The sequence below is a fragment of the Salinicola rhizosphaerae genome (assembly GCF_014652715.1).
GTDB classification, from domain to species: domain Bacteria; phylum Pseudomonadota; class Gammaproteobacteria; order Pseudomonadales; family Halomonadaceae; genus Salinicola; species Salinicola rhizosphaerae.
In genome coordinates, this window is sequence record NZ_BMZI01000001.1 from 1 (window position 1) to 19,716 (window position 19,716).

Consider the following 19,716-nt stretch of genomic DNA (forward strand, 5'->3'; position numbering starts at 1 on the left):
TTCGATCAGGACCAGCGGCGACAGCTTGCGCTAACCCATGGGCTATCCGCCGCCTTGGAATCCGACGATCAGCTCTATTTGCTCTATCAGCCAAAAATCGATCTGCATTCGGGGAAGATGGTCGGTGTCGAGGCGTTGATGCGCTGGAAGCATCCTGTCTACGGAGAAGTGCCGCCCATGGACTTCATTCCCCTGATCAGCCAGACAACGCTGATCAACCCGCTAACGTGCTGGGTCATTCGGGAAGCGGCGCGCGCGATTCAGCAGTTCGAGGCGGCTGGGCATCCGACAGTGGTGTCGGTGAATGTCACCACCACGAATCTGATCGATGAGGCGTTTTACGACGACCTGCTCGCGATACTGCAGGCGCAGCAGATCGAGGCCTCTCTGCTCGAGGTCGAGTGCCTGGAAATGGAAGAGTTGCTGAAGGACCCCCGGGCCCTGAACACGCTCACCAAGCTACGAGCGCTCGGCGTTCGCGTAGCGCTGGATGATTTCGGCAGCGGATACAGCAACCTCAACTATCTGCGCAGGATCCCGGCGGACGTGATCAAACTGGATAGAGCCCTTATCAGTGATATCGCCACTGATGCCGGCAGCCGGGCTATCGTGTTCCGGCTGATTCAAATGCTCAACCACTTCGGGTTCGAGATCGTCGCGGAAGGGATCGAAGACCAGCCCACGGTGGATCTACTCAAGCGCTACAACTGCCATACCGGCCAAGGCTACTTCTTCTACCGTCCGTTGAAGCTCGCCGATGCCATTGAGGTAGGTCAGGCGGCAGCGCGATGACGGAGAGCGCTCTATATGCCGCCAGGGCATTAAAATATTGCCTTGCCCGGTGTCTGTGTTGCGGAACTTTTCGGGAAGTGTAACCTCTGAGCCATTCAGTAGTGACAGGTTCCCGGCCATCCTCAGGGGGTGGCTAGTACCATGCGTTTAAGGTTGTTGCGATAGTTGCCTTGGAACGAAAAACCCATGCCCATCATCCCACAGCACCTGGCGGATTCATCTCAGGGACCGATTGTCCTATCTTCCTGCATCGAGAAAGGGCCGCCAAGATACACCACGCCCTATATCCACTCGAGGGGCCAACTGCTGGGTACGAACACCGGCATGCTCTCTGTAGATGTCGGTCACCACCAGTGGGTGGTACTACCCAGCCTTGCCGTTTGGATCCCTAGTGGAGAGCCCTACGCGCTCTCGTCCTCGCAGAGTTACCAAGGGTGGGCAGCTTATGTAGCCGAAAACGCCTGTCAGGATTTGCCCGCACGCCCCTGCATCGTTTCGGTATCTGGATTGCTGCGCGAAGCGGTGAAGAAGAGTTTCGATTGGTCGAAGGTCGAGTTGGCCGGGCCTCAGCAGCGGCTGGCTGGTGTTATCCTCGATGAGATCATGGCGGTGCCCCGGCTGAACGTCGGGTTGCCAATGCCGCGAAGCAAAAAGACGCTTGCGGTCGCACGTGCACTCAGCCTCACTCCGCAAGACAGGAGGCAAATCGAATATTGGGCGAGGCATGTTGGAGTAACTTCGGAGGCTCTTGCTGATGCTTTCATTTCCGAGACTGGGCTCACGTTTTCTGCGTGGCGGCGGCGGCTGAAAATGCTTGTCGCATTGGAGTCCATACTTGCTGGGCGATCATTGATCGCTGTGGCCCGCAAAGCTGGATACAAGGATTTACACGGCTTTATTACGGTATTTCGTAAAGAGATGGGGGTGACGCCATCACAGTACACCCTGGGAACACCAGCCTCTAAGACCCCATAGAATTAGGGCTCTTCCATAGCGGCCTAGTCCGGAACGACGCTTCAGGAATTTGTGGCTTCTTGGATCTAAACGCGGAGGCATATTAGAACCTTCGCAATACGCTCTGGGCGATCGATCAAACTTCTTTTTTGCGGCACCGGCCGAGAGTCTGTCGAGGGTGTGCGTCAAATGTAATGTCGCTGCGTAAGCGAAAATTAGGTAATAGAGGTTAAAAAGTATTGGCGAGTGTCTGACAACCAATCGACATGCAAGGCTAGATGGAATATAGCAATCGCGAAGTTACGTTTAATACTTCTCGCATGGTCCAGCCCGCGCTAAAGGCATGTTCATTGACAGCCGACTATGCGGGGGACAATGACCTTTATCTAATCGAGCTCCCAAGCATTATTTTCGAAGGAGCCTGACGAGCGGGCTGGCAATAGCAGTATAGTTGAGAAGGAGATTTTGTTCTCGTTTAGGACGAAATTTTTGCCCTAAAAACCCCGATTAAGAAAGTCAAGAGAGAGAAACTTTCTTAATCGAGTGAAGCGGCGACTTAGGCGCCAATAAGGAGCACAAGGTGGTGCGATGAGGGTCACTAGCGCCAAAAATATTAGGTTGGGAGCGATATCTATGCAAAGCAAGTCTGCCGTCGATTCAGATTAATCTAATGTAAGACATTCGCCATTGGTCGCATGGCAGGCTTGTCAAGGGAGGCGGGCGATACGTACGGACTTGATCTGGTCACCTTCCTCCCAAATCCCGCATGGTTGGCCGAAGCGATATTCCGCCTCAGAACGAAGCAGATCGATCCACCGCACTAGTGCGAGCTGATTTCGGAATACCCCTTGCGGAATGTTACGTGGTAACGCCTCACACTCGTGGATGACGCTGACCAATATCAGCCCATGTACCGAAGACTCCCAGCTAACTCTGTAGGGCATCATGCCGCTCTCGACTAGCTTCTCCGCATCGTCCTTGTCAAAGTCCATTTGTCAAGCTCTTTCTTAAGATTTAGGAGAGTTGAAGCTTAGTCTATGGCGCGCATTATCGCTTCTCTGGTTGCGATGCATCAGATAGCTTGCATGTATTCGGATGGCAATTCGACAGGTATAGGCTGACTTGAAATCAATAAAAACATATACTGACTGGTTGAGTTGAATTTGGATTTCATTAAAACTGTTATTTTTAGGCATTTTACCAATTGATTTTCTGTAGTCATCGCTGTTCGTTGGTATGGCAACGTGGTGCCTGGCCTCACCAGGTAAAATGAAGCGCTGGTTTTAAATAGCTCGGTGTTGATGCGTTAGTTATAATGTTTGCACCTATAGTTTCATGGTGAGCGATAATCTACAGTAAAGTAAATTTGTGTAATCTGAGACACAATTTAACACTAGCATTTTTCCATATACCCATCTACTATCTTTTTTGCCTAGTCGTTTCTCCTTAAAACTTTGATGTTTTTGCCTCCTAGTCGTTTTCCCCGGGCTAGGGGGTTTTTTAGATTCATACGTGAAAATCGTTAAGAAGAAGCTTCCAGTTCGATGATGCGATTTGATTTTTCAGGTCATATCTACTTTTTTAGCAGTCATTTTAGGCTGGTGTGGAAAAGCATTTGCTGGGTCTCACGATATTTTGCTGAGCTTGAGGTTTTACTAAAAAGTGATGGCTCGATCGAATTTCTGAAAGACGATCTGGATGATGCATGTAGCTTGCGTATCCTTTGTGCTTAGATGGCCAAGCTCCAAGCACCGAATAATATTCGTAAATTGAGTTAACGTTTTTCGTATCCCATCTGCTAACTTTGTGTCAATTCTGTCGATCGCTGTGATTGATAAGGATCTACAGATGCTACGATGCCTATTCCCGCGATCTAGCCAGAAAATCAGTCCGTCAAGAGGTTTCACCAATCCACTTTCTGGAAAGGTGATACTCGATACTCCGCGTCGCCAGCAGATGCTCAAGATGCTGTGGGATACGACGTCGTTGACCCAGGGCGTTTTTGACGAATACCTTCTCGCACCGATCTGTCGCTATGCCGAGCTGGTACAGCTGCTCCCCGCATCGGAATCACACCACCATGCCTATCCGGGGGGCATGGTCGATCATGCCTTAGAGATGGCTTGCTACGGGCTGCGTTTACGCCAGCGCCATCTCTTGCCTCCTGGCGCGAAGCCCGAAGACCAAAGCTCAGCGGGTGAACTATGGAGCGCCGCCATAGTCTTCGGTGCGCTCTTACACGACGCCGCCAAGACGCTGGTCGACGTTGAAATTCATCTCGAGGATGGGAGGGAGTGGAGGCTGTGGCACGGCCTGATTCCTGCACCTTACCGCGTCAGGTACCGAGCGGGACGAGAATATCACCTCCACTCTGCGGTCAATCCGTTGTTGTGCGAGCGAGTCCTTGGGGCAAAAGTGCTCGACTGGCTGATGACTCAGCCAAAGCTTTTCGCGATGTTCATGTACACAATCGCAGGGCACACCGAGCGAGGCGGAATCGTTGCAGAGATGATTCATCAAGCGGACCGCGCTAGTGTCGCCAAAGCTTTGGGGGGCGATCCGGTCCAGGCTCTTTTAGCTCCGGTGGAGTCCATCCAGAGAAAGCTGGCAGAAGGCCTGCGGTACATGGTCAAGGAACATTTCAAACTCAATAAGAAAGGCGAAGTTGCTTGGCTGACTGAAGAGTCTCTCTGGCTGGTTTCGCCGCGTGCGGTCAATGAACTGAAAGCACACCTGTATGCTCAGGGTGTCAAGAGTATCCCAGGAGACCTTAACAAGCTGTACGGTGAGCTGCAGTCACATGGGCTGATCGAGGAAGTCACCGAGGGTAAATCGGTGTGGAAATGCGAGATTGTGGAAGGGGACTGGAAACAGTCCTTCAACATGATCAAGGTGCCGCCGACGTTGATCTGGGGGATAGAGGATAAACCAGCCCCTTTTCAAGGGAAAATCACGATTAGAGGTGTAGGCGCAGTCACAGTAGATAAGTCGTCCTCGGAAGATGTGGCACTAACCAGATCAGAATCGATCAAAAAGAACAAGACACGGGCCGGCACGATGCCGCCGCCGCAAACCATCAACTCAAAGCCTGCCTCTAAAACTGACACTGTCAATGACGCTTTCGATGACGACATCATGGCACTCTTTCCAGAGTTGAATCCTGAGGCGGAGATGCTCTCAGATAAGCATAAGAGCGTTGATTTTGCTGAACTAAAAAGCTCGGGCGAGGCAAATCCATCTCCTGAAGATTCCGATTCTCGGCCAAAGTCGGGTCAACAGGGGACTAAGGGCAATTTGGATCTCGGTGAGCGGTTTTGGCAGTGGCTGAAGATGGGGATTGCGGATCATTCTATCCTTATCAATGACACCAAAGCGCCTATCCATACTGTGTCTGGCACCTATTTTCTGGTCAGCCCCAGCATATTCAAGCGCTTTAGCAGCAGAGCGCTTGGAGATGAAAATCAGTGGAAATTAGTTCAAAAACGCTTCCAAAAGCTGGGCATGCATCTCAGAAGCCACGGACAAAATATTCATAACGTTTCCGTCGAGGGACCGAACAAGGCCCGACTACTGAAGGGTTACTTGATCAAGGATCCGCGAGAAGTGAGTCAACGGATACCGCCTGACAATTGGGTGTTGACTCTATTGAAATCCCAAGGACAGAAGGACGAAACTTGTGAATGATGTGTCGTTTATGGAATTGTTGAGCAGGTATTGTGCTGACACGCATCTCAAACCCAAATCAGTCGATAGCTACACTTCAGCAGTTAGGGCTTTGCGCAGGCATTTTGGAAAAGAAATATATCCAAGTATGCTCTGCCGTGAGAGGGTGTGTGCCTGGCGGAAGAGCATTCTTCGGTCAAAGGAGAACCCTAAGGGAATTGTCGAGGTTAGCTGGAATAATTATGCTCGCCATCTTGCTGCGTTGTATAATTTTGGTATTAAATACCAGTTGGTAATGATGAGCGAGAATCCTTTCAATAAGGTTAGAGTTCGTGAGCCGCGTAAGCCTAAAAAAGTTATTAAGCCTTTAACGATGAGATACGTGCGGGAAGTAATGGACGTTTGTCGTAGGTTTGAAGAAGCTCAAGATGACCCTTCCAAAGTTCATCCGGCGTGGTTTTGGGAAGTCGTGGTCGAAACTTTTTATTATACAGGAATTCGCCTCAATCAGCTGCTTCATGTGAAGGCAAAAGATGTCGATTTGAAGAGAATGATCATAATTACCTCGGCTGAGGGATCTAAAACCAACTCAGAATCTGTCGTACCAATAGCAGATGGATTGTACCCATTCATAGCTAGAATGATGCTGGCCGCTCACCGCGCAGGTTTTAAGCGAGAAGATCAATTGTTCAACGTCAACCGGTTCTCCCGTAGGCATCGTCGCGGTGAAACGGACATTAATCAAATAGAGCACTTCTTCAAGAAGCTATCAGCATTTTGCGGCGCCCGGGTTACTCCACACAGATTCAGACATACGCTGGGGACCGAGCTAATGGAGCATCCAGATCGTAATTTACGCGTAACGCAGATGATTCTGGATCACACGAGTATTCGCACTACGATGGAGTACATCCATCCGAGTGTCGACTCGATGCGTCAAGCCCTCAATCAGCGGCGGAGCTTTTAATCAGAAAAGAGCGGTCTGCGGGGCCGCTCAGTCAAAATACCTCTCAAGGTTGACAAGGCTATGGCTTGCGGCCAGTATCGCTGATGCCAATGTAGTGCAGGGAAGGGGCGTTCGTGACCCCAGCACTACTGGCTAAAATTTAGCTAGGCTTTGAAAGCGAAGCGCACAGGTTTGCTCAGAATCCTCCAAATGACTGTTAATCATTGGGTCACAGGTTCGAGTCCTGTTCGGGGAGCCAGCTTCCATAGCTGGTTCATCTAAAACGCCTCTCCAAGACGCCTCCCTCGGCAACCCGTTCCGTTCTCTGATTCATCGATATCATCGATCTGTCACGCCAATGACATATGGCGGGTGCATACTTCGTCTCGATGGCTCGGACTTTCGACCTGAACGGAGAACACTGAAATGAACGACCTGACCCAGCCCCAGGACCTCAAGCGTTTCAGCGTCGAATTGACCGAGCGCCCGGATGGCACCTTCGGTGTCGTGGTTGCCAACGATGCCGCCGACGACGATCTCAAGCTGTTGGCGGGTGCGCTCTGCCAAGTGGCCCTCGACCTCTACGAGCAGTCCCGCGCTGACGCACATTAATCTGGATAAACCGCGGCCGTCGTAGTGAGAGGATTTACGGCCGATATCCGACGTAACCGAAAGGCGCTTCAGCCACAACAAATCACTACCATTCCCTCCTGAACCTCGTCGCCATCATTCCGTTCTAATGGAGATCGTGACCGGTCGAGACGATTGTCGACCGGTTCGTGCTTATTTCATGGAATGAATAAAGGATGACGACATGGACGACGACAAGGCCAGACCGGACCGTTCGCCCTCTCGATCGGCGCCAGCCGAGCAGGACACCTGGCTCGACAAGCTGTTCAAGACGCTGTCGATCGTGGCGCTACTGGTCATCGTGTTCGTGATCGGCGCGTTTTCGGTGGTGACCGACATCTTTCCCGGCCCGCAAATTCAAAACGCCTACCAGGCCGGGCAGGCGCTCTATCACCAGATGACCGATTACAGCGACGTCTACAAGGGCGATATCTGGCGACCCCAGCGAACCGATGCCAAGGGTGTGACACAGTATGATCCGCAGCTGGCTCGCAACGGTCTGACGTTGTACACCGTCGGCACCGAGCCGGCAGCCTACCTGATCGACATGAACGGCAATGTCGTCCACGAATGGCGCAAACGCTACAGCGAAGTGTGGCCTGATGGCGGCGGCGTACCCAATCCGCGGCCGGATGAATTCATCCATTTTCGTAACGCCCAGGTGCTGCCGAACGGCGATCTGATCGCACTCTACGAAGGCAACGGCGATACCCCATACGGCTACGGGCTGGTCAAGCTGGACAAGGACTCCAACGTCATCTGGCGGTACGCCGGGCGCGCGCATCACCAGTTTGCCATCGGTAGTGACGGCAAGGTCTACGCGCTAATACATGGCATCTTCGATGACGAGATTCCCGGGCTGAGCTATCTCAAGCCGCCGCGCCTCGAGGATTCGCTGGTCGTGCTGTCACCGGACGGCAGGGAGCTTCAGCGCACGCGGCTATTGCCGGTCATTCATGACTCACCCTACAGCGAGCTGCTCGACAACGTGCCGGGCATCATGCTCGGCGATCCGATCCACGCCAATGCGGTGGACTACATCGATGCCGCCAAGGCGCGCAACTTCGCGTTCGGCAAGGAGGGAGACCTGCTACTTTCGTTCCGTGAGACCAGCTCGATCGGCGTCTTCGACCCGCGCACTCAGAAGTTGACCTGGGCAACCCGTGGCCCATGGATTCGTCAGCATGATCCGGACGTGCTGCCCAATGGTGATATCGCCTTGTTCGACAATCGGGGCCATTTCCACACGCCGGAAGGGGAGTCGCGGATTCTCGAATTCGACCCCCGTAGGATGCGGATCGCGTGGCAATACACCGGGACTGCGGAGCATCCGCTGGAGAGCGAGATTCGCGGCGATCAACACCGGCTGGACAACGGCAATACGCTGATCAGCGAATCCGATGGTGGCCGGCTCGTCGAGGTGACCCGCGAAGGCAAAATCGCCTGGGAATACGTGGTGCCGACCAGAGGCGGGCCTGACAACGACCTCATTCCCATCATCGGTTGGTCGCAGCGTCTCGATCCCTCACAGTTCGATGACGAATTCTCCGGGGGGTTGGAGAAGCCTGAACCGGCAACGGGGGAGGTGACGAAAGCGGGCGCGTGATGGCTCGATGATGGCCCAGCAATGCCCTTGTTAACCTCTTGCGTATTTGAAGTTGACATGAAGGGGTGGCAACATTCTGTCGACTTCATCTTCTATAAGAGTTGACAGCCATGCTGCGTCACCCGACGACCGAAAGCCTCACCGGGGCTCGTCATGATTGGCAGCGAGACGAAATCGTCTCGCTGCTGTCCCTTCCGTTCAATGACCTGCTGTTTCGAGCCCAGGGCGTGCATCGACAGCACTTCGACCCCAACGCCGTCCAGATCTCCACACTGCTCTCGATCAAGACCGGCGCCTGCCCTGAAGACTGCAAATACTGCCCGCAGTCCGGCCATTACAACACCGGTCTCGAGCGCGAAAAGTTGATGCAGGTCGAGGCCGTGCTGGAAGAAGCGCGTAAGGCGAAGGCAGTTGGTGCGAGCCGCTTCTGCATGGGAGCCGCCTGGAAACACCCCAGCGCAAGGGATATGCCCTATGTGCTCGACATGGTTCGCGGCGTCCGTGCGCTGGGACTCGAGACCTGCATGACGCTAGGCATGCTGAACCGCGATCAGGCCGAGCAGCTCGGTAAGGCAGGGCTCGACTACTACAACCACAACCTGGATACCTCGCCGGAATACTACGGCGAGATCATCACGACCCGCACCTACGCCGACCGCCTCGAGACCTTGGATCACGTCCGTCAGTCCGGCATGAAGATTTGCAGCGGCGGCATTCTCGGCATGGGCGAAAGCGTAAGTGACCGGGCGGGGCTGTTGCAGCAGTTGGCCAATCTGCCTGAGCACCCCGAGAGCGTGCCGATCAACATGCTGATTCGGATCGAGGGCACGCCGCTTGAACATGTCGAAGATCTCGACCCCATCGAGTTCATTCGCACCATTGCCGTCGCGCGCATTCTGATGCCTCGCTCCCACGTGCGGCTGGCTGCCGGGCGCGAACTGATGAGCGATGAAACGCAGGCGATGGCATTCTTCGCCGGTGCCAACTCGATTTTCTACGGCGAGCGCCTTCTAACTGCGGACAACCCCCAGGCGAGCCAAGACCAGCAGCTGTTCGAGCGGCTGGGGCTGCATCCCGAACGTCGTGAAGATGTCGAAGACAGTGTCCACGAAGCCGCCCTCCATGAGCGACTGGCCCGGGCCCGGCTCGACGCCATGACTACAGATGCCGCGGCCCGGGCATGAGCCGATCTGCGTCATCCAACCATAACCCCAGTCAGCGGGCGGCGTGTTGGAGCGAGCTTGGCTCGCGAAAGGGGTCGTGGATTCGGCGATCGTGGCCCTGTCGCTTCATAGCCTGGCTGAGGCCGGGCTGTCCCACAGGCTCTCTTCGTCTTCGAAGGCTGGGTTGTCGTCGGTAATCGCGCGCTCGCCGATCAGCTGCATCCATGAGTCGATGTCGGCGCTGCTGATCTTGCCGTCCGGGCTGTCCTGCTTGTGCAGATTGTCGAGCAGATCGAAGAAATCTCCGTGATCGAGCAAGAACTGCGCGGCCTTTCGCTCTTCGGTGGAGTGATCGCTGTCCGGTGCCGCGATCTTCTTCAGATCCTTCTTGCTGACGATGTCGTCGCCCGCGGTCCAGTCGCTGCCGCCATCGCCTTCATCCCAGTTAGTGAGGATGGTATCGATAACGTCTTTATGCTCTTCGTAGAACGCTTTTCCGTGGACGTTGAGGCGCATCTGGTCTTCGTCGAAATCGAAAAAGAAGTCATCGATATTGCCGTTCTCCTCGATCTCCTGAGTGAACTTGTCGTACTGCTCCGGCTGCGCTTCCCAGGCGGCCATATCCTCGGGAAACCATTCCTGGAATAGCGGATCAGGCTCCTTGTCCTCGTCGTCGGCGCGAGCCATGTCCTTGAAGCCGTAGCTCGAATTGATCAGGTAGTTGAACTTCTCCCCCCAGTCCGACTCGGTGACGCCGTCGTCGGCGAACTGCTCGAACTGATCGCGAATGTTGGCTTCCGTTTCCGCCCCTTTTTTCTGCGCCATTACCGCGTTGAGAATCAGGCTGACAAAGCCGATGCCGAGTCCGATCAGATTGCCGATGGGCCCGGCGGCGCGCAGGCCGCTGCTCAGGCTGGTCAGGATTCGTGAGGTATTCTGTACCGATGTCGCGATCTCGGCGGCGCCGCCGATGGTAAAGAACGCCCCCGAGGCGACCCCCGTGGAGCTGGCGGCGATTGCCATCGGCTCGCCGCTCTTGATCGCTTTATCCAACCCGATGCCGGCGACCACGGTATCCAGAATGCCGCCGGCGAAGTCCGTCATGAAGGCAATCCCTTTGAATGCCGGCCCGAAAACGTTGGTCTTGCCTTTCTTCCCGTCTCCCGAGCTGCCACTCGTGCCATCACCGGCGCCGTTGCCTCGGCCATCGTTATCGGCCGATGAGTCGTTGCCGTTTTCGAGTCGCTCGGCCTCTTCATCTAGGTTCTGGGTCAAGCGCTCCATTGCCGCTCTGGAGGATTCCGCCCCATTCGGATTGAAGCGCTGACGCAGGTCTCCACTGACGTTTTCCAACTCGTCGAGGGCCTCGAGGGTGTCACCCGCATTGCCCAACCCCGCGCCCTTGTTCGATGGCCTCACATCTTCTAGACGTCCGGCGACATCATCCATTCGGTTAAGCTGCCGCTCACGATCCGCCTCGCTCAACGTCGGGTCCTGCTCGATCAACGAGCGGATGGAGCGCTGCTTATCCATCAGGCCATCAAAGAGCGATTCGGCGTTCTCCGGCATCTTGCCCTTACCCTTGCCGGAGGCGTCCATCAGATCGCGGTACTCGCTTACCGACCGATCGAAGTCGTCGATCTGGCTGTAGAGCACCTCACCGGGGTTCGCATTGGTTGAGAGTTGGCTCAAGTGACTCTGTGCGTCGTAGAAAATATCTTCCAATGCGGTGGCGAAGGTCTCACGAGACGAGGTCGATGATGCCTCGCTCTTCACTGCCAGAAGGCTATCGGCATTATCCTGCAGCTGACTGATCTCCGCCTGGATTCGGGCTTTTTCCTCGCTGTCGAGACCTGACTCCGTCTCGACCAGCTGGTTTGTCTCCTCCAAATGCTTGCGAATATCCTGAGTGATCTCGTTAATGCGCTGTTCGAGCTGCTCTTGACTTAAGCCGTCGCTCTGAACGAGCTCCTGGAGCTTGCTGAACTCCGAACTGACCTGGGCTAGCTGTTGACGGGCCTGCTCACCGGGGTTGAGCTTGTTCTCTCCGGTATCCTCGCTACCGTTACCGAAGCGCTCGTTGAAGACATCTCCGAGATTCTTGTCCAGGCCCAATGCCTCGGTGAGATTGCGGTTGCCGAAGAGCGTTTGAAGGCGAGACGGTTTGTCGCCGGTGAGCTTCGGGCTGACCGCATCGGTAAGCCCCTTGAGCGCGAAGGGCGTGATGCCGATGAACACCAGCATGCCGCGGGCCACCGTCATGCGCTCGGTGGCGGTATCGCCGAAGTCATCGCCCGAGCGGCGGTAGATCGCGTTGGCCAGTGCCGCGAATCCGCCGATGGTGAACATCGTGTTGGTGCCCATGAACGCTTTGAACTGTTCCCGGAAGCCGCTGGTTATCTTGCTGGCGCTGGCTTGATTCCTACTCAGCTCCTTGACCTCGTTTTCGGCAGCCTCGATCACATGGGAAAACACCGTGGATCCCTTCAGCGCCGTCTTGATGTCCGTGCCGCTGAGTGCTGCCTCCTTGATAGCCTCCTTGAGGCCGGCGGCGATGCCCATGATCTTGATGTAGGCGCGTGTCTCCTGAAGAGACAAGTCGGTCGGCGGCGCGGCTTTGGGTTCCGTGGTTTTGCCGGCCAGCGTGGCCTTCACCGCTTCCCAGACATCGTTGCTCGTCTGCACGCCGAAGGTGGAGTAGGTGACACTCGTCAGGACCGTCGGCAGCAGGTCCGCTGCAACCTGTTCGGCGGTTGCCTCGTCGTCGGCGGAGATGTCACCGGCGGCGTATTCGGCATCGATGTCGGCCAGTTCGCTCTCGATATCCTGCGCCGAGGCAGCGGCGGTGATACTGCTGCGGGCTTCGGCGGCGCGGTCCGGGTCGAGCGCCGCCAGAGCATTGAGGTCGTTGTTGAGCCGCGTTTCCGCCTGCTCGCCCAGCCCTTGATCGCGCAGCGTCTGCATCGCTTCCAGATAATCGGCGCCCTTGTCACCGGTCAGCGAGTCATAAAGCGTGTCGGCGAGCGCGTCACGATCGACGATCTTGCTCTGGGCGTCGCTCATCACCTCGTCGGTGAACTTGGCGATATCGTCGTCGGAGAGCAGTTTGGCCAGCTCCTGGCCGAGCTTTTCTTCATCGATCAGGCCGCGCAGGTCGGCCGGGTCCATGCCCTGCGTGTCGGTGCCGTAGTAGGTCCAGTCGCCGCCATGATTGACGGTCATATAGGGCAAGAACTGAAAGCTACCGTCGTCGAGCTGGCCCTTGAGCTTGAGCAGGCGCACCGTCTTCTCGAACTTGTCGACCGTGACCTGATCGACGTCGCGGACCAGTTCGTCGTTGTCGATCTGGATATCCTCGTCGCCACCACGTTCGAAGATCGGGTTCTCCTCGGTCACGGGGCGCTCGCCGATCATCTGCATCCAGGAGTCGATGTCGGCACTGCTGATCTTACCGTCCGAGCCGTCGCCCTTATGGAAGGTATCCAGCATGCCGAGCAGATTCTTGCTGCGGTCGTCATCGAGCAGGAATTTGGCCGCGTCGGCCTCATCCTCCGACCAGCGGCCGTTGGCAATCTTCTTCAGGTCGCTCTTGCTGACGATATCGTCGCTGCCGTTCCACTTGTCCCAGTGCTCGAGAACGGTATCGATCTCTTTCTTGTGCGCCTGATAGAACGCGTTGTCATGGATCTTGAGGTGGCGCCCCTGCTGGCCGGTCTTCAGCTCGTCGACCTTCTGTTCGAGCTTGTCCATGTAGAGTTCGCTGACGGTCTTCGCCTCGCCGTCGTCGTTCTCCACGGTGGTTTCCTGGCCGAGCAGATTGGTCTCCTCGGCGGTTGGCAGGCCATGGTCCTCGAACACTTCGTCGACGCTGTCTCGGCTGGCGCTCTGTTGGAAAGACTCGGCGGCGGAGAAGTGCTCCGGGGTCAGCTCGTCGGCGACGATGAACGTTTCGTCGTCGACCGTCACCAGCTTCAGCCCCTCGATGACATTGCCGTCTTCGTCGGTGGCGCTCTTGACGCTGTCGCCTTCACCAAGCACCGGAATGTCCGCCTCCGCGCTGCGAAGGCGGTAGCCTTCATTGTTCTCCAGAGCGTGGATCTTCGCCCACACCTGCATGTGATGCCGTACTTTGGCAAAGGCCTCGGGCGTCTTCTCTCGCGAGAAGGTCACGCGCGAGCCATCCTGGCGCTCGACGGTGACCTCTTCATCCTGGTGACCCACCGCCCAACTGAAGTTCTTGCTGTCGACAAGGGAGGGCGCCTCGGTCTCTTCATCGGCGATGACGGGCTCGTCTTCACCGGTTCGATCCTCTTCGCCAGACGCTGACTTCTCTTCCTTTTTGGCGAGTTCGAGTGACGCTTGCCACGCCGAATTGCCCGCCTCACCGGCACTGCCGGCTCTGATGGCCGAGACCACGGATTCCAGTGTGTCGGTATCGATATCGGACGCCATGAAGTCTCCTGAGTGCAAGTGGTTTCACTCTGTCGCGGCGGGGCTCCGGCTGCGTGATTGGGAACACGACAATCGCGACAAGCGGTCATTGAGCAAGAAATAGGACGGCTACACCTATATTCCGAATCGAGAGCGAACTTGTGGCAGGAGTTATGAAACGTTTTGTGCCGATGTGTTTCCTGCCAGTTTTACCGGCGCAGAAAGACGTTACGAACTTCCGCCTACAGCTATGGCAGCATCACTGGCAACGTCTTAATGGCCGAGGAATCGCTCATGCCAGGCTTTCTCGATGAGGTCTCGACGGCCGGCCTGCGCGGCTGGTTCGTGGATGAGAGCGTACCGAAGGGCACGTCGAGGTTAGCGGCCTCGGCGGTGTTGATTAGCGTCAATGGAGAGGAACGATTCTGCGCCTGGTGCGATCTGCCGCGACCGGATGTGTTTGCCAGCGGCGCGGCGCCGAGCGAGCGGTGCGGTTTCGACGTGGCGCTCGCGCTGAATGAAGGCGATGTCGCACAGGTGCGTGCGCTCCACGCTGGATATCTGCTCACCCACGGGTTCGCCGTTGTCGGTATGACGGCGCAAGACGCGATGCGAGAGGGCGCGGGCGACGGCTTTTTCCCTGTCGAGCGATTCGCCCGACTGCCGATCTTCGAACCCTGGCTGGCACCCATCGCCGAGCGTTGGCGTGTTTCTGCATTCAAACCGTTGTTGGGTCAGTCGGGGCAGTTGTCCGCGCTCGCCGTCGCGACGCCGAGAGGGCGGTTCATTCTGCATGCCGCGAGAGCGAGATCGGAAGCCGCCTGGCTGCTGCGCTTTCACAAGTCTCTACTCGAGCCGGCGAACGTTCCGGTAGTAGCGCTATGTGGCGCCTGTGAGTCGACGGCGGCTGACGCCGAAACCGCGCTCGAACCGGGCGTGCAGCTCATCACGCGGTACCTTTCCAGCGCGCCGCTGCCAACCCATGGTCAGAATGAGACACGCTACCGTCGGACGATAGCCGTCGTGCGGCGCTATCACGCCGCCGTGTGGCCGAAAGACCTGCCAGAGAGTCGGCGAGGGCGGCGCGCCTACCGAAAGACACTAAGAGCCGCCGTATGGCAAACACTCAAGCGCGGCCGACCGAGCGAATGGGCAGGGCTCGTCCGTTTGCTTCGGATGGCGAGACGGCTTCCCAAGGTCGTCTCTCACGGTGATCTGCACGCCAATAATGTCCTGATTGACGAGCAGGGCAACCCGGTTCTCATCGACTGGGACCACGCAGGGCTGCGTCCACTCGGCTTCGACCTCGCCAGGCTGCTGCGCGGCATTCCCCCGGAAATCGCCGAGGCCTGGTTGGGTGATGATGAAACCCTGCGGCAGGGGTGGCTGGTGTGGAGCTGTCTGGATCAGATGCAGGCCGGGAGCGGGTCGGAGAGCGATCGACGCCTGGCGTACCTCCTCGGGCGGACCAACGATCTTGCCAGAACCCATAAACGGAACGTCGGTATCGTCACCTGAAGACCGGCTCAAGGGGCTTTCCGCCGCGCACCTCCAACCGGACCCAAATTGGCGATGGTCATTTAGCGTGACTCGATGCTGCTATTCGCGGCTGAGTCAGCTATTGGCGGTAACGGCCCTCTTACGTTTCGTTGAGGGTCGGTAGTGGAAGTCGCTGACACCGACGGCTTAGAATGACGATCGATTCATCGGCGGCGCTCGCGGGAAGCGAGGCGGCGCCGTTTGACGAGACGCGAGTCGCCATTCGGTCGGTGGACAGAGAAACCTCTCGGCCCGGGTGGCAGCGTCCCGAATTTGTCGTCGCGCTGGCCGACCGGGGCACTGGGGATAGGGGTAGATATGGAAGTCGATGCCTGGTTGAGCGTCGCGACCGTTGTGGCCGTACTGGGCACACTCGTTTTTACACGCATCGCGCCGGACGCCATTCTGGTCGGTGCGATGGCTTTCCTGATCTTCACCAACGTCTTGACCCCGCAAGAGGCGCTGGCAGGTTTCGCCAACACGGGCGTGATGACGATCGCGGCGCTGTATGTCGTTGCCGCCGCATTGAAGGAGACCGGGGCGATCAAGTGGATTGCGGGTCAACTCCTCGGTCAGCCTTCCACGTTGAGGCGCGCGCAATGGCGTGTGATGTTGCCTGCGTCGGTGCTGAGCGCCTTCATGAACAACACGACGGTCGTCGCGATGTTCATACCGGCCATCCAGGATTGGTCAAAGCGGTTGAGGTTGCCGCCCTCGAAATTGCTCCTGCCTCTCAGTTATATCTCCATTCTCGGCGGTACCTGCACGTTGATCGGGACGAGTACCAATCTGGTAGTCGACGGACTGCTGCAAAGTCGCGAAGGCATATCTCTCGGCATGTTCGAATTGACCTGGATTGGTCTGCCGCTGCTCCTGATCGGTGGCGCGTTCATTCTTCTGTTCGCCAAATGGCTGCTGCCGCAGCGCGATGGCACGGGCGCTCAGCTCGATCAGGTACGCGAGTACAGCGTCGAGGTCGTCGTCGAATCGAACGGACCCCTGGTGGGCAAAAACATCGCCGATGCCGGCTTGCGCAACCTGCAGTTCGGCTATCTGACTGACATCCAGCGAGACGATCACCTGATGACGGCGGTACCGCCGGAGACCAAGCTGGCGGGGGGCGATACCCTAGTTTTCATCGGTGCGCCGGAATGCGCCAGGGAGCTGCGGGAGATTCGCGGCCTGATGCCAGCCAACGGCAACGTGCAGAAGCTCGCGGTAGCTCAGCACCGGCGCTGTCTCGTCGAGGCGGTCATCAGCCCCGACTTCACCGGTATTGGCCGGTCGGTGCGAGAGTCGAGATTTCGCACACGGTTTCAAGCGGTCATTCTGTCGATATCGCGTCACGGAAGGCGATTGGACGGCAAGGTGGGCGATATCGAACTTCAGGTCGGGGATACGCTGCTGCTCGAAACCGGCCAGGAGTTCGTGGAGCAGTATCGTTACCGTAAGGATTTCCTGCTGGTCAGCCAGCTGAACGACTCGACGCCGCCCAACTTCCAGAAGGCGCCGCTTTCCATCGGCATCCTGGGTGTCATGGTGCTTCTCAGCGCGACCAACCTTCTCTCGATTCTCGAAGCGGCTTTTCTGGCAGCGGGCGCCATGCTGATGACGGGGTGTCTGACGATGGGCAAGGCGCGTCGCTACATCGACCTTTCCGTTCTGGTCGTCATCGCGGCCTCATTCTCGCTCGGCGCCGCCATGACGAACTCCGGGGCAGCCCAGACGATTGCCGAACAAGTCGTCGGACATATCGATTCACCGTGGCTGGCGCTGGCATTCATCTATCTGATGACCGTTTTGTTCACCGAGATGATCACTAACAACGCCGCAGCGGTGCTGATGTTCCCCATTGCGCTGGCGGTTTCTCAGCAGTTGGGTGTCGACTTCATGCCGTTCGTGATCGCCATCACCGTCGCGGCCTCCGCCAGCTTCATGACGGCGCTTGGGTACCAGACCAACCTGATGGTGATGGGCCCCGGCGGTTACCGCATGCATGACTACTTGAAGCTGGGCGTTCCGCTGAGCGTGATCGTTGGCGCGGTCTCTGTGCTCCTGATCCCGATGATCTGGCCATTCTGAGAGCGCGTGTGATCGGCGGCGGGGCTTGGTACAGTCCCGAGAAGAGACCTGAAGCCAATCCGTTGGACAGGCAACGAGATGACGGCGTGAGTTTATGCATAAGGATTGCCATGACCATCGATGAAACGTTGCGGCACGAGCTGCTGGAAGGGGTACTTCGCGCCAGCGCCAAGGTACTCGAGATCTACGAACAGGATTTCGGTGTCGAGACGAAAGCCGACGACAGCCCGCTGACTCAGGCTGACATGGCATCGCATCGCGCACTGAGCGATCTGCTGGAACGTCTGACGCCGGATATTCCCATCCTCTCCGAGGAGAGTAACGATATTCCATTTGCAACGCGTCAAGGCTGGGCGCGGTATTGGCTCATCGATCCGCTGGATGGCACCAAGGAGTTCATCAAGAAAAACGGTGAGTTCACGCTCAATGTCGCCTTGGTCGAGCAGGGTGTGCCGGTATTCGGCATCGTGCACGCCCCCGTACTGCAGACGACATGGTGGGGAGATGTGCAAAACGGTGCCTTCAAGATCACCACGGCGGGTGAGCAGCGCATATGTGTACGGTCGTTACCGGAAGCCGATGGGGGAGCCTGGCAGGTCGTCGGCAGCCGTTCTCACGGCTCCGAACCCTTCGAGGCGTTTTGTGCCGGGCTCCCGCCCCATGAACGCGTCTCCATGGGCAGCTCGCTCAAGCTCTGCCTCGTGGCTGAAGGCGCGGCCGATCTCTATCCGCGTCTCGCACCCACCTGTGAGTGGGACACGGCCGCCGCGCAGGCTGTCGTGACGGCCGCCGGTGGCGAGGTGCTCGATGCTGATACGCTGGCACCGCTTCGCTGCAATCAAAAAGAGAGCTATCTCAACCCGTTCTTCATCGTCTGCGGGCAGCGCGACGAACGGTGGGAGAGGGCCCTTCGGGCCAGTTTGAAGCTGTAAGCTTGAAGCCGAAAGCTGGAAGAAACCCCAAGATCAACACCATGACATCAAGGGGTTACCGTTGCTTTTTCTTCCAGCTTCCAGCCGCGAAGCGGCGCTCTTCCAGCTTCCAGGTCAACAACCTCTCCATCGCCATTGAACCTGAATTCCCGGATACCCTATGACCGAAATTTCCCCCGAACGCCAGACCCACCTCAAGCAGCTCGAGGCGGAATCCATTCACATCATCCGCGAGGTCGCCGCCGAGTTCGGCAACCCGGTCATGCTCTACTCGATCGGCAAGGACTCCTCTGTGATGCTGCACCTGGCGCGCAAGGCCTTCTATCCCGGTCCGCCGCCGTTTCCCCTGATGCACGTCAACACCACCTGGAAGTTCAAGGAGATGATCGAGTTCCGCGACAACATGGCCGCGGAAGTGGGAATGGAGCTGATCGAGCACATCAACGAGGAAGGCCGCGCCGCCGGCATCAACCCGTTCGATCACGGCAGCGCCAAGTACACCGACATCATGAAGACCCAGTCGCTCAAGATGGCGCTCGACAAATACGGCTTCGACGCCGCCTTCGGCGGGGCGCGACGTGACGAGGAAGCCTCCCGTGCCAAGGAGCGCGTCTACTCCTTCCGCGACAAGCATCACCGCTGGGACCCCAAGAACCAGCGCCCGGAGCTGTGGAATCTGTACAACGGCAAGGTCAACAAGGGCGAATCGATCCGCGTCTTCCCGCTCTCCAACTGGACCGAGCTGGATATCTGGCAGTACATCTACCTCGAATCGATTCCCATCGTGCCGCTTTACTACTCCGCGCCGCGCCCGGTGGTCGAGCGCGACGGCATGCTGGTGATGGTCGACGACGAGCGTCTGCCGCTCGAACCGGGCGAAGTGCCCGAAGAGAAGTGGGTGCGCTTCCGCACGCTCGGCTGCTACCCGCTGACCGGCGCCGTGGAATCCAAAGCCGCCACGTTGCCCGAGATCATCCA

The 19,716-nt window shown here is 57.2% G+C and carries 12 protein-coding genes; 11 read left to right on the forward strand and 1 reads right to left on the reverse strand.

The features are described from left to right. From IE125_RS00005 to bioB, 7 genes are all read left to right on the forward strand, one after another. A partial coding sequence (locus IE125_RS00005; protein ID WP_189442552.1) for an EAL domain-containing protein occupies positions 1-792 on the forward strand: 792 nt, incomplete at its 5' end. Between the two features lie 186 nt (positions 793-978). Then, positions 979-1,767 carry an AraC family transcriptional regulator gene (locus IE125_RS00010; RefSeq protein WP_189442553.1) on the forward strand — a complete coding sequence of 263 codons (789 nt, stop codon included), beginning with the start codon at positions 979-981 and terminating at the stop codon, positions 1,765-1,767. Between the two features lie 1,827 nt (positions 1,768-3,594). Then, positions 3,595-5,430 carry a MobH family relaxase gene (gene mobH / locus IE125_RS00015; protein WP_189442554.1) on the forward strand — a complete coding sequence of 612 codons (1,836 nt, stop codon included), beginning with the start codon at positions 3,595-3,597 and terminating at the stop codon, positions 5,428-5,430. Beyond that, positions 5,423-6,376: a tyrosine-type recombinase/integrase gene (locus tag IE125_RS00020; RefSeq protein ID WP_189442555.1), complete on the forward strand. Its 954-nt coding sequence runs from the start codon at positions 5,423-5,425 to the stop codon at positions 6,374-6,376. The genes mobH and IE125_RS00020 overlap by 8 nt, the downstream gene beginning before the upstream one ends. Before the next feature lie 405 nt (positions 6,377-6,781). Further along, positions 6,782-6,967 carry a hypothetical protein gene (locus IE125_RS00025; RefSeq protein ID WP_189442556.1) on the forward strand — a complete coding sequence of 62 codons (186 nt, stop codon included), beginning with the start codon at positions 6,782-6,784 and terminating at the stop codon, positions 6,965-6,967. Positions 6,968-7,169: 202 nt separating this feature from the next. Continuing rightward, positions 7,170-8,591, forward strand: a complete 1,422-nt coding sequence (locus IE125_RS00030; protein WP_189442557.1) for an arylsulfotransferase family protein — start codon at positions 7,170-7,172, stop codon at positions 8,589-8,591. Between the two features lie 110 nt (positions 8,592-8,701). Then, positions 8,702-9,775, forward strand: coding sequence for a biotin synthase BioB (bioB, locus tag IE125_RS00035; protein WP_189442558.1), 1,074 nt, complete (start codon positions 8,702-8,704; stop codon positions 9,773-9,775). Between the two features lie 105 nt (positions 9,776-9,880). Here bioB and IE125_RS00040 read toward each other — a convergent pair whose 3' ends face one another. Beyond that, positions 9,881-14,206, reverse strand: coding sequence for a coiled-coil domain-containing protein (locus IE125_RS00040; protein WP_189442559.1), 4,326 nt, complete (start codon positions 14,204-14,206; stop codon positions 9,881-9,883). 273 nt (positions 14,207-14,479) lie between these two features. On the opposite strand from IE125_RS00040, the gene IE125_RS00045 reads away from it, so the two are divergent. From IE125_RS00045 to cysD, 4 genes are all read left to right on the forward strand, one after another. Continuing rightward, entirely contained in the window at positions 14,480-15,703 is a 1,224-nt protein-coding gene (locus IE125_RS00045) for an aminoglycoside phosphotransferase family protein (protein WP_189442560.1), read from the forward strand. Between the two features lie 339 nt (positions 15,704-16,042). After that, the gene (locus IE125_RS00050) at positions 16,043-17,806 is read left to right on the forward strand and encodes an SLC13 family permease (RefSeq protein ID WP_189442561.1); all 1,764 of its coding nucleotides are present in this window, start codon (positions 16,043-16,045) and stop codon (positions 17,804-17,806) included. Between the two features lie 110 nt (positions 17,807-17,916). After that, positions 17,917-18,738 (forward strand): 3'(2'),5'-bisphosphate nucleotidase CysQ, encoded by an 822-nt coding sequence (gene cysQ / locus IE125_RS00055; protein WP_189442562.1) that lies wholly within the window; start codon positions 17,917-17,919, stop codon positions 18,736-18,738. Positions 18,739-18,898: 160 nt separating this feature from the next. After that, on the forward strand, positions 18,899-19,716 hold an 818-nt coding region (gene cysD / locus IE125_RS00060), incomplete at its 3' end, for a sulfate adenylyltransferase subunit CysD (RefSeq protein WP_189442563.1).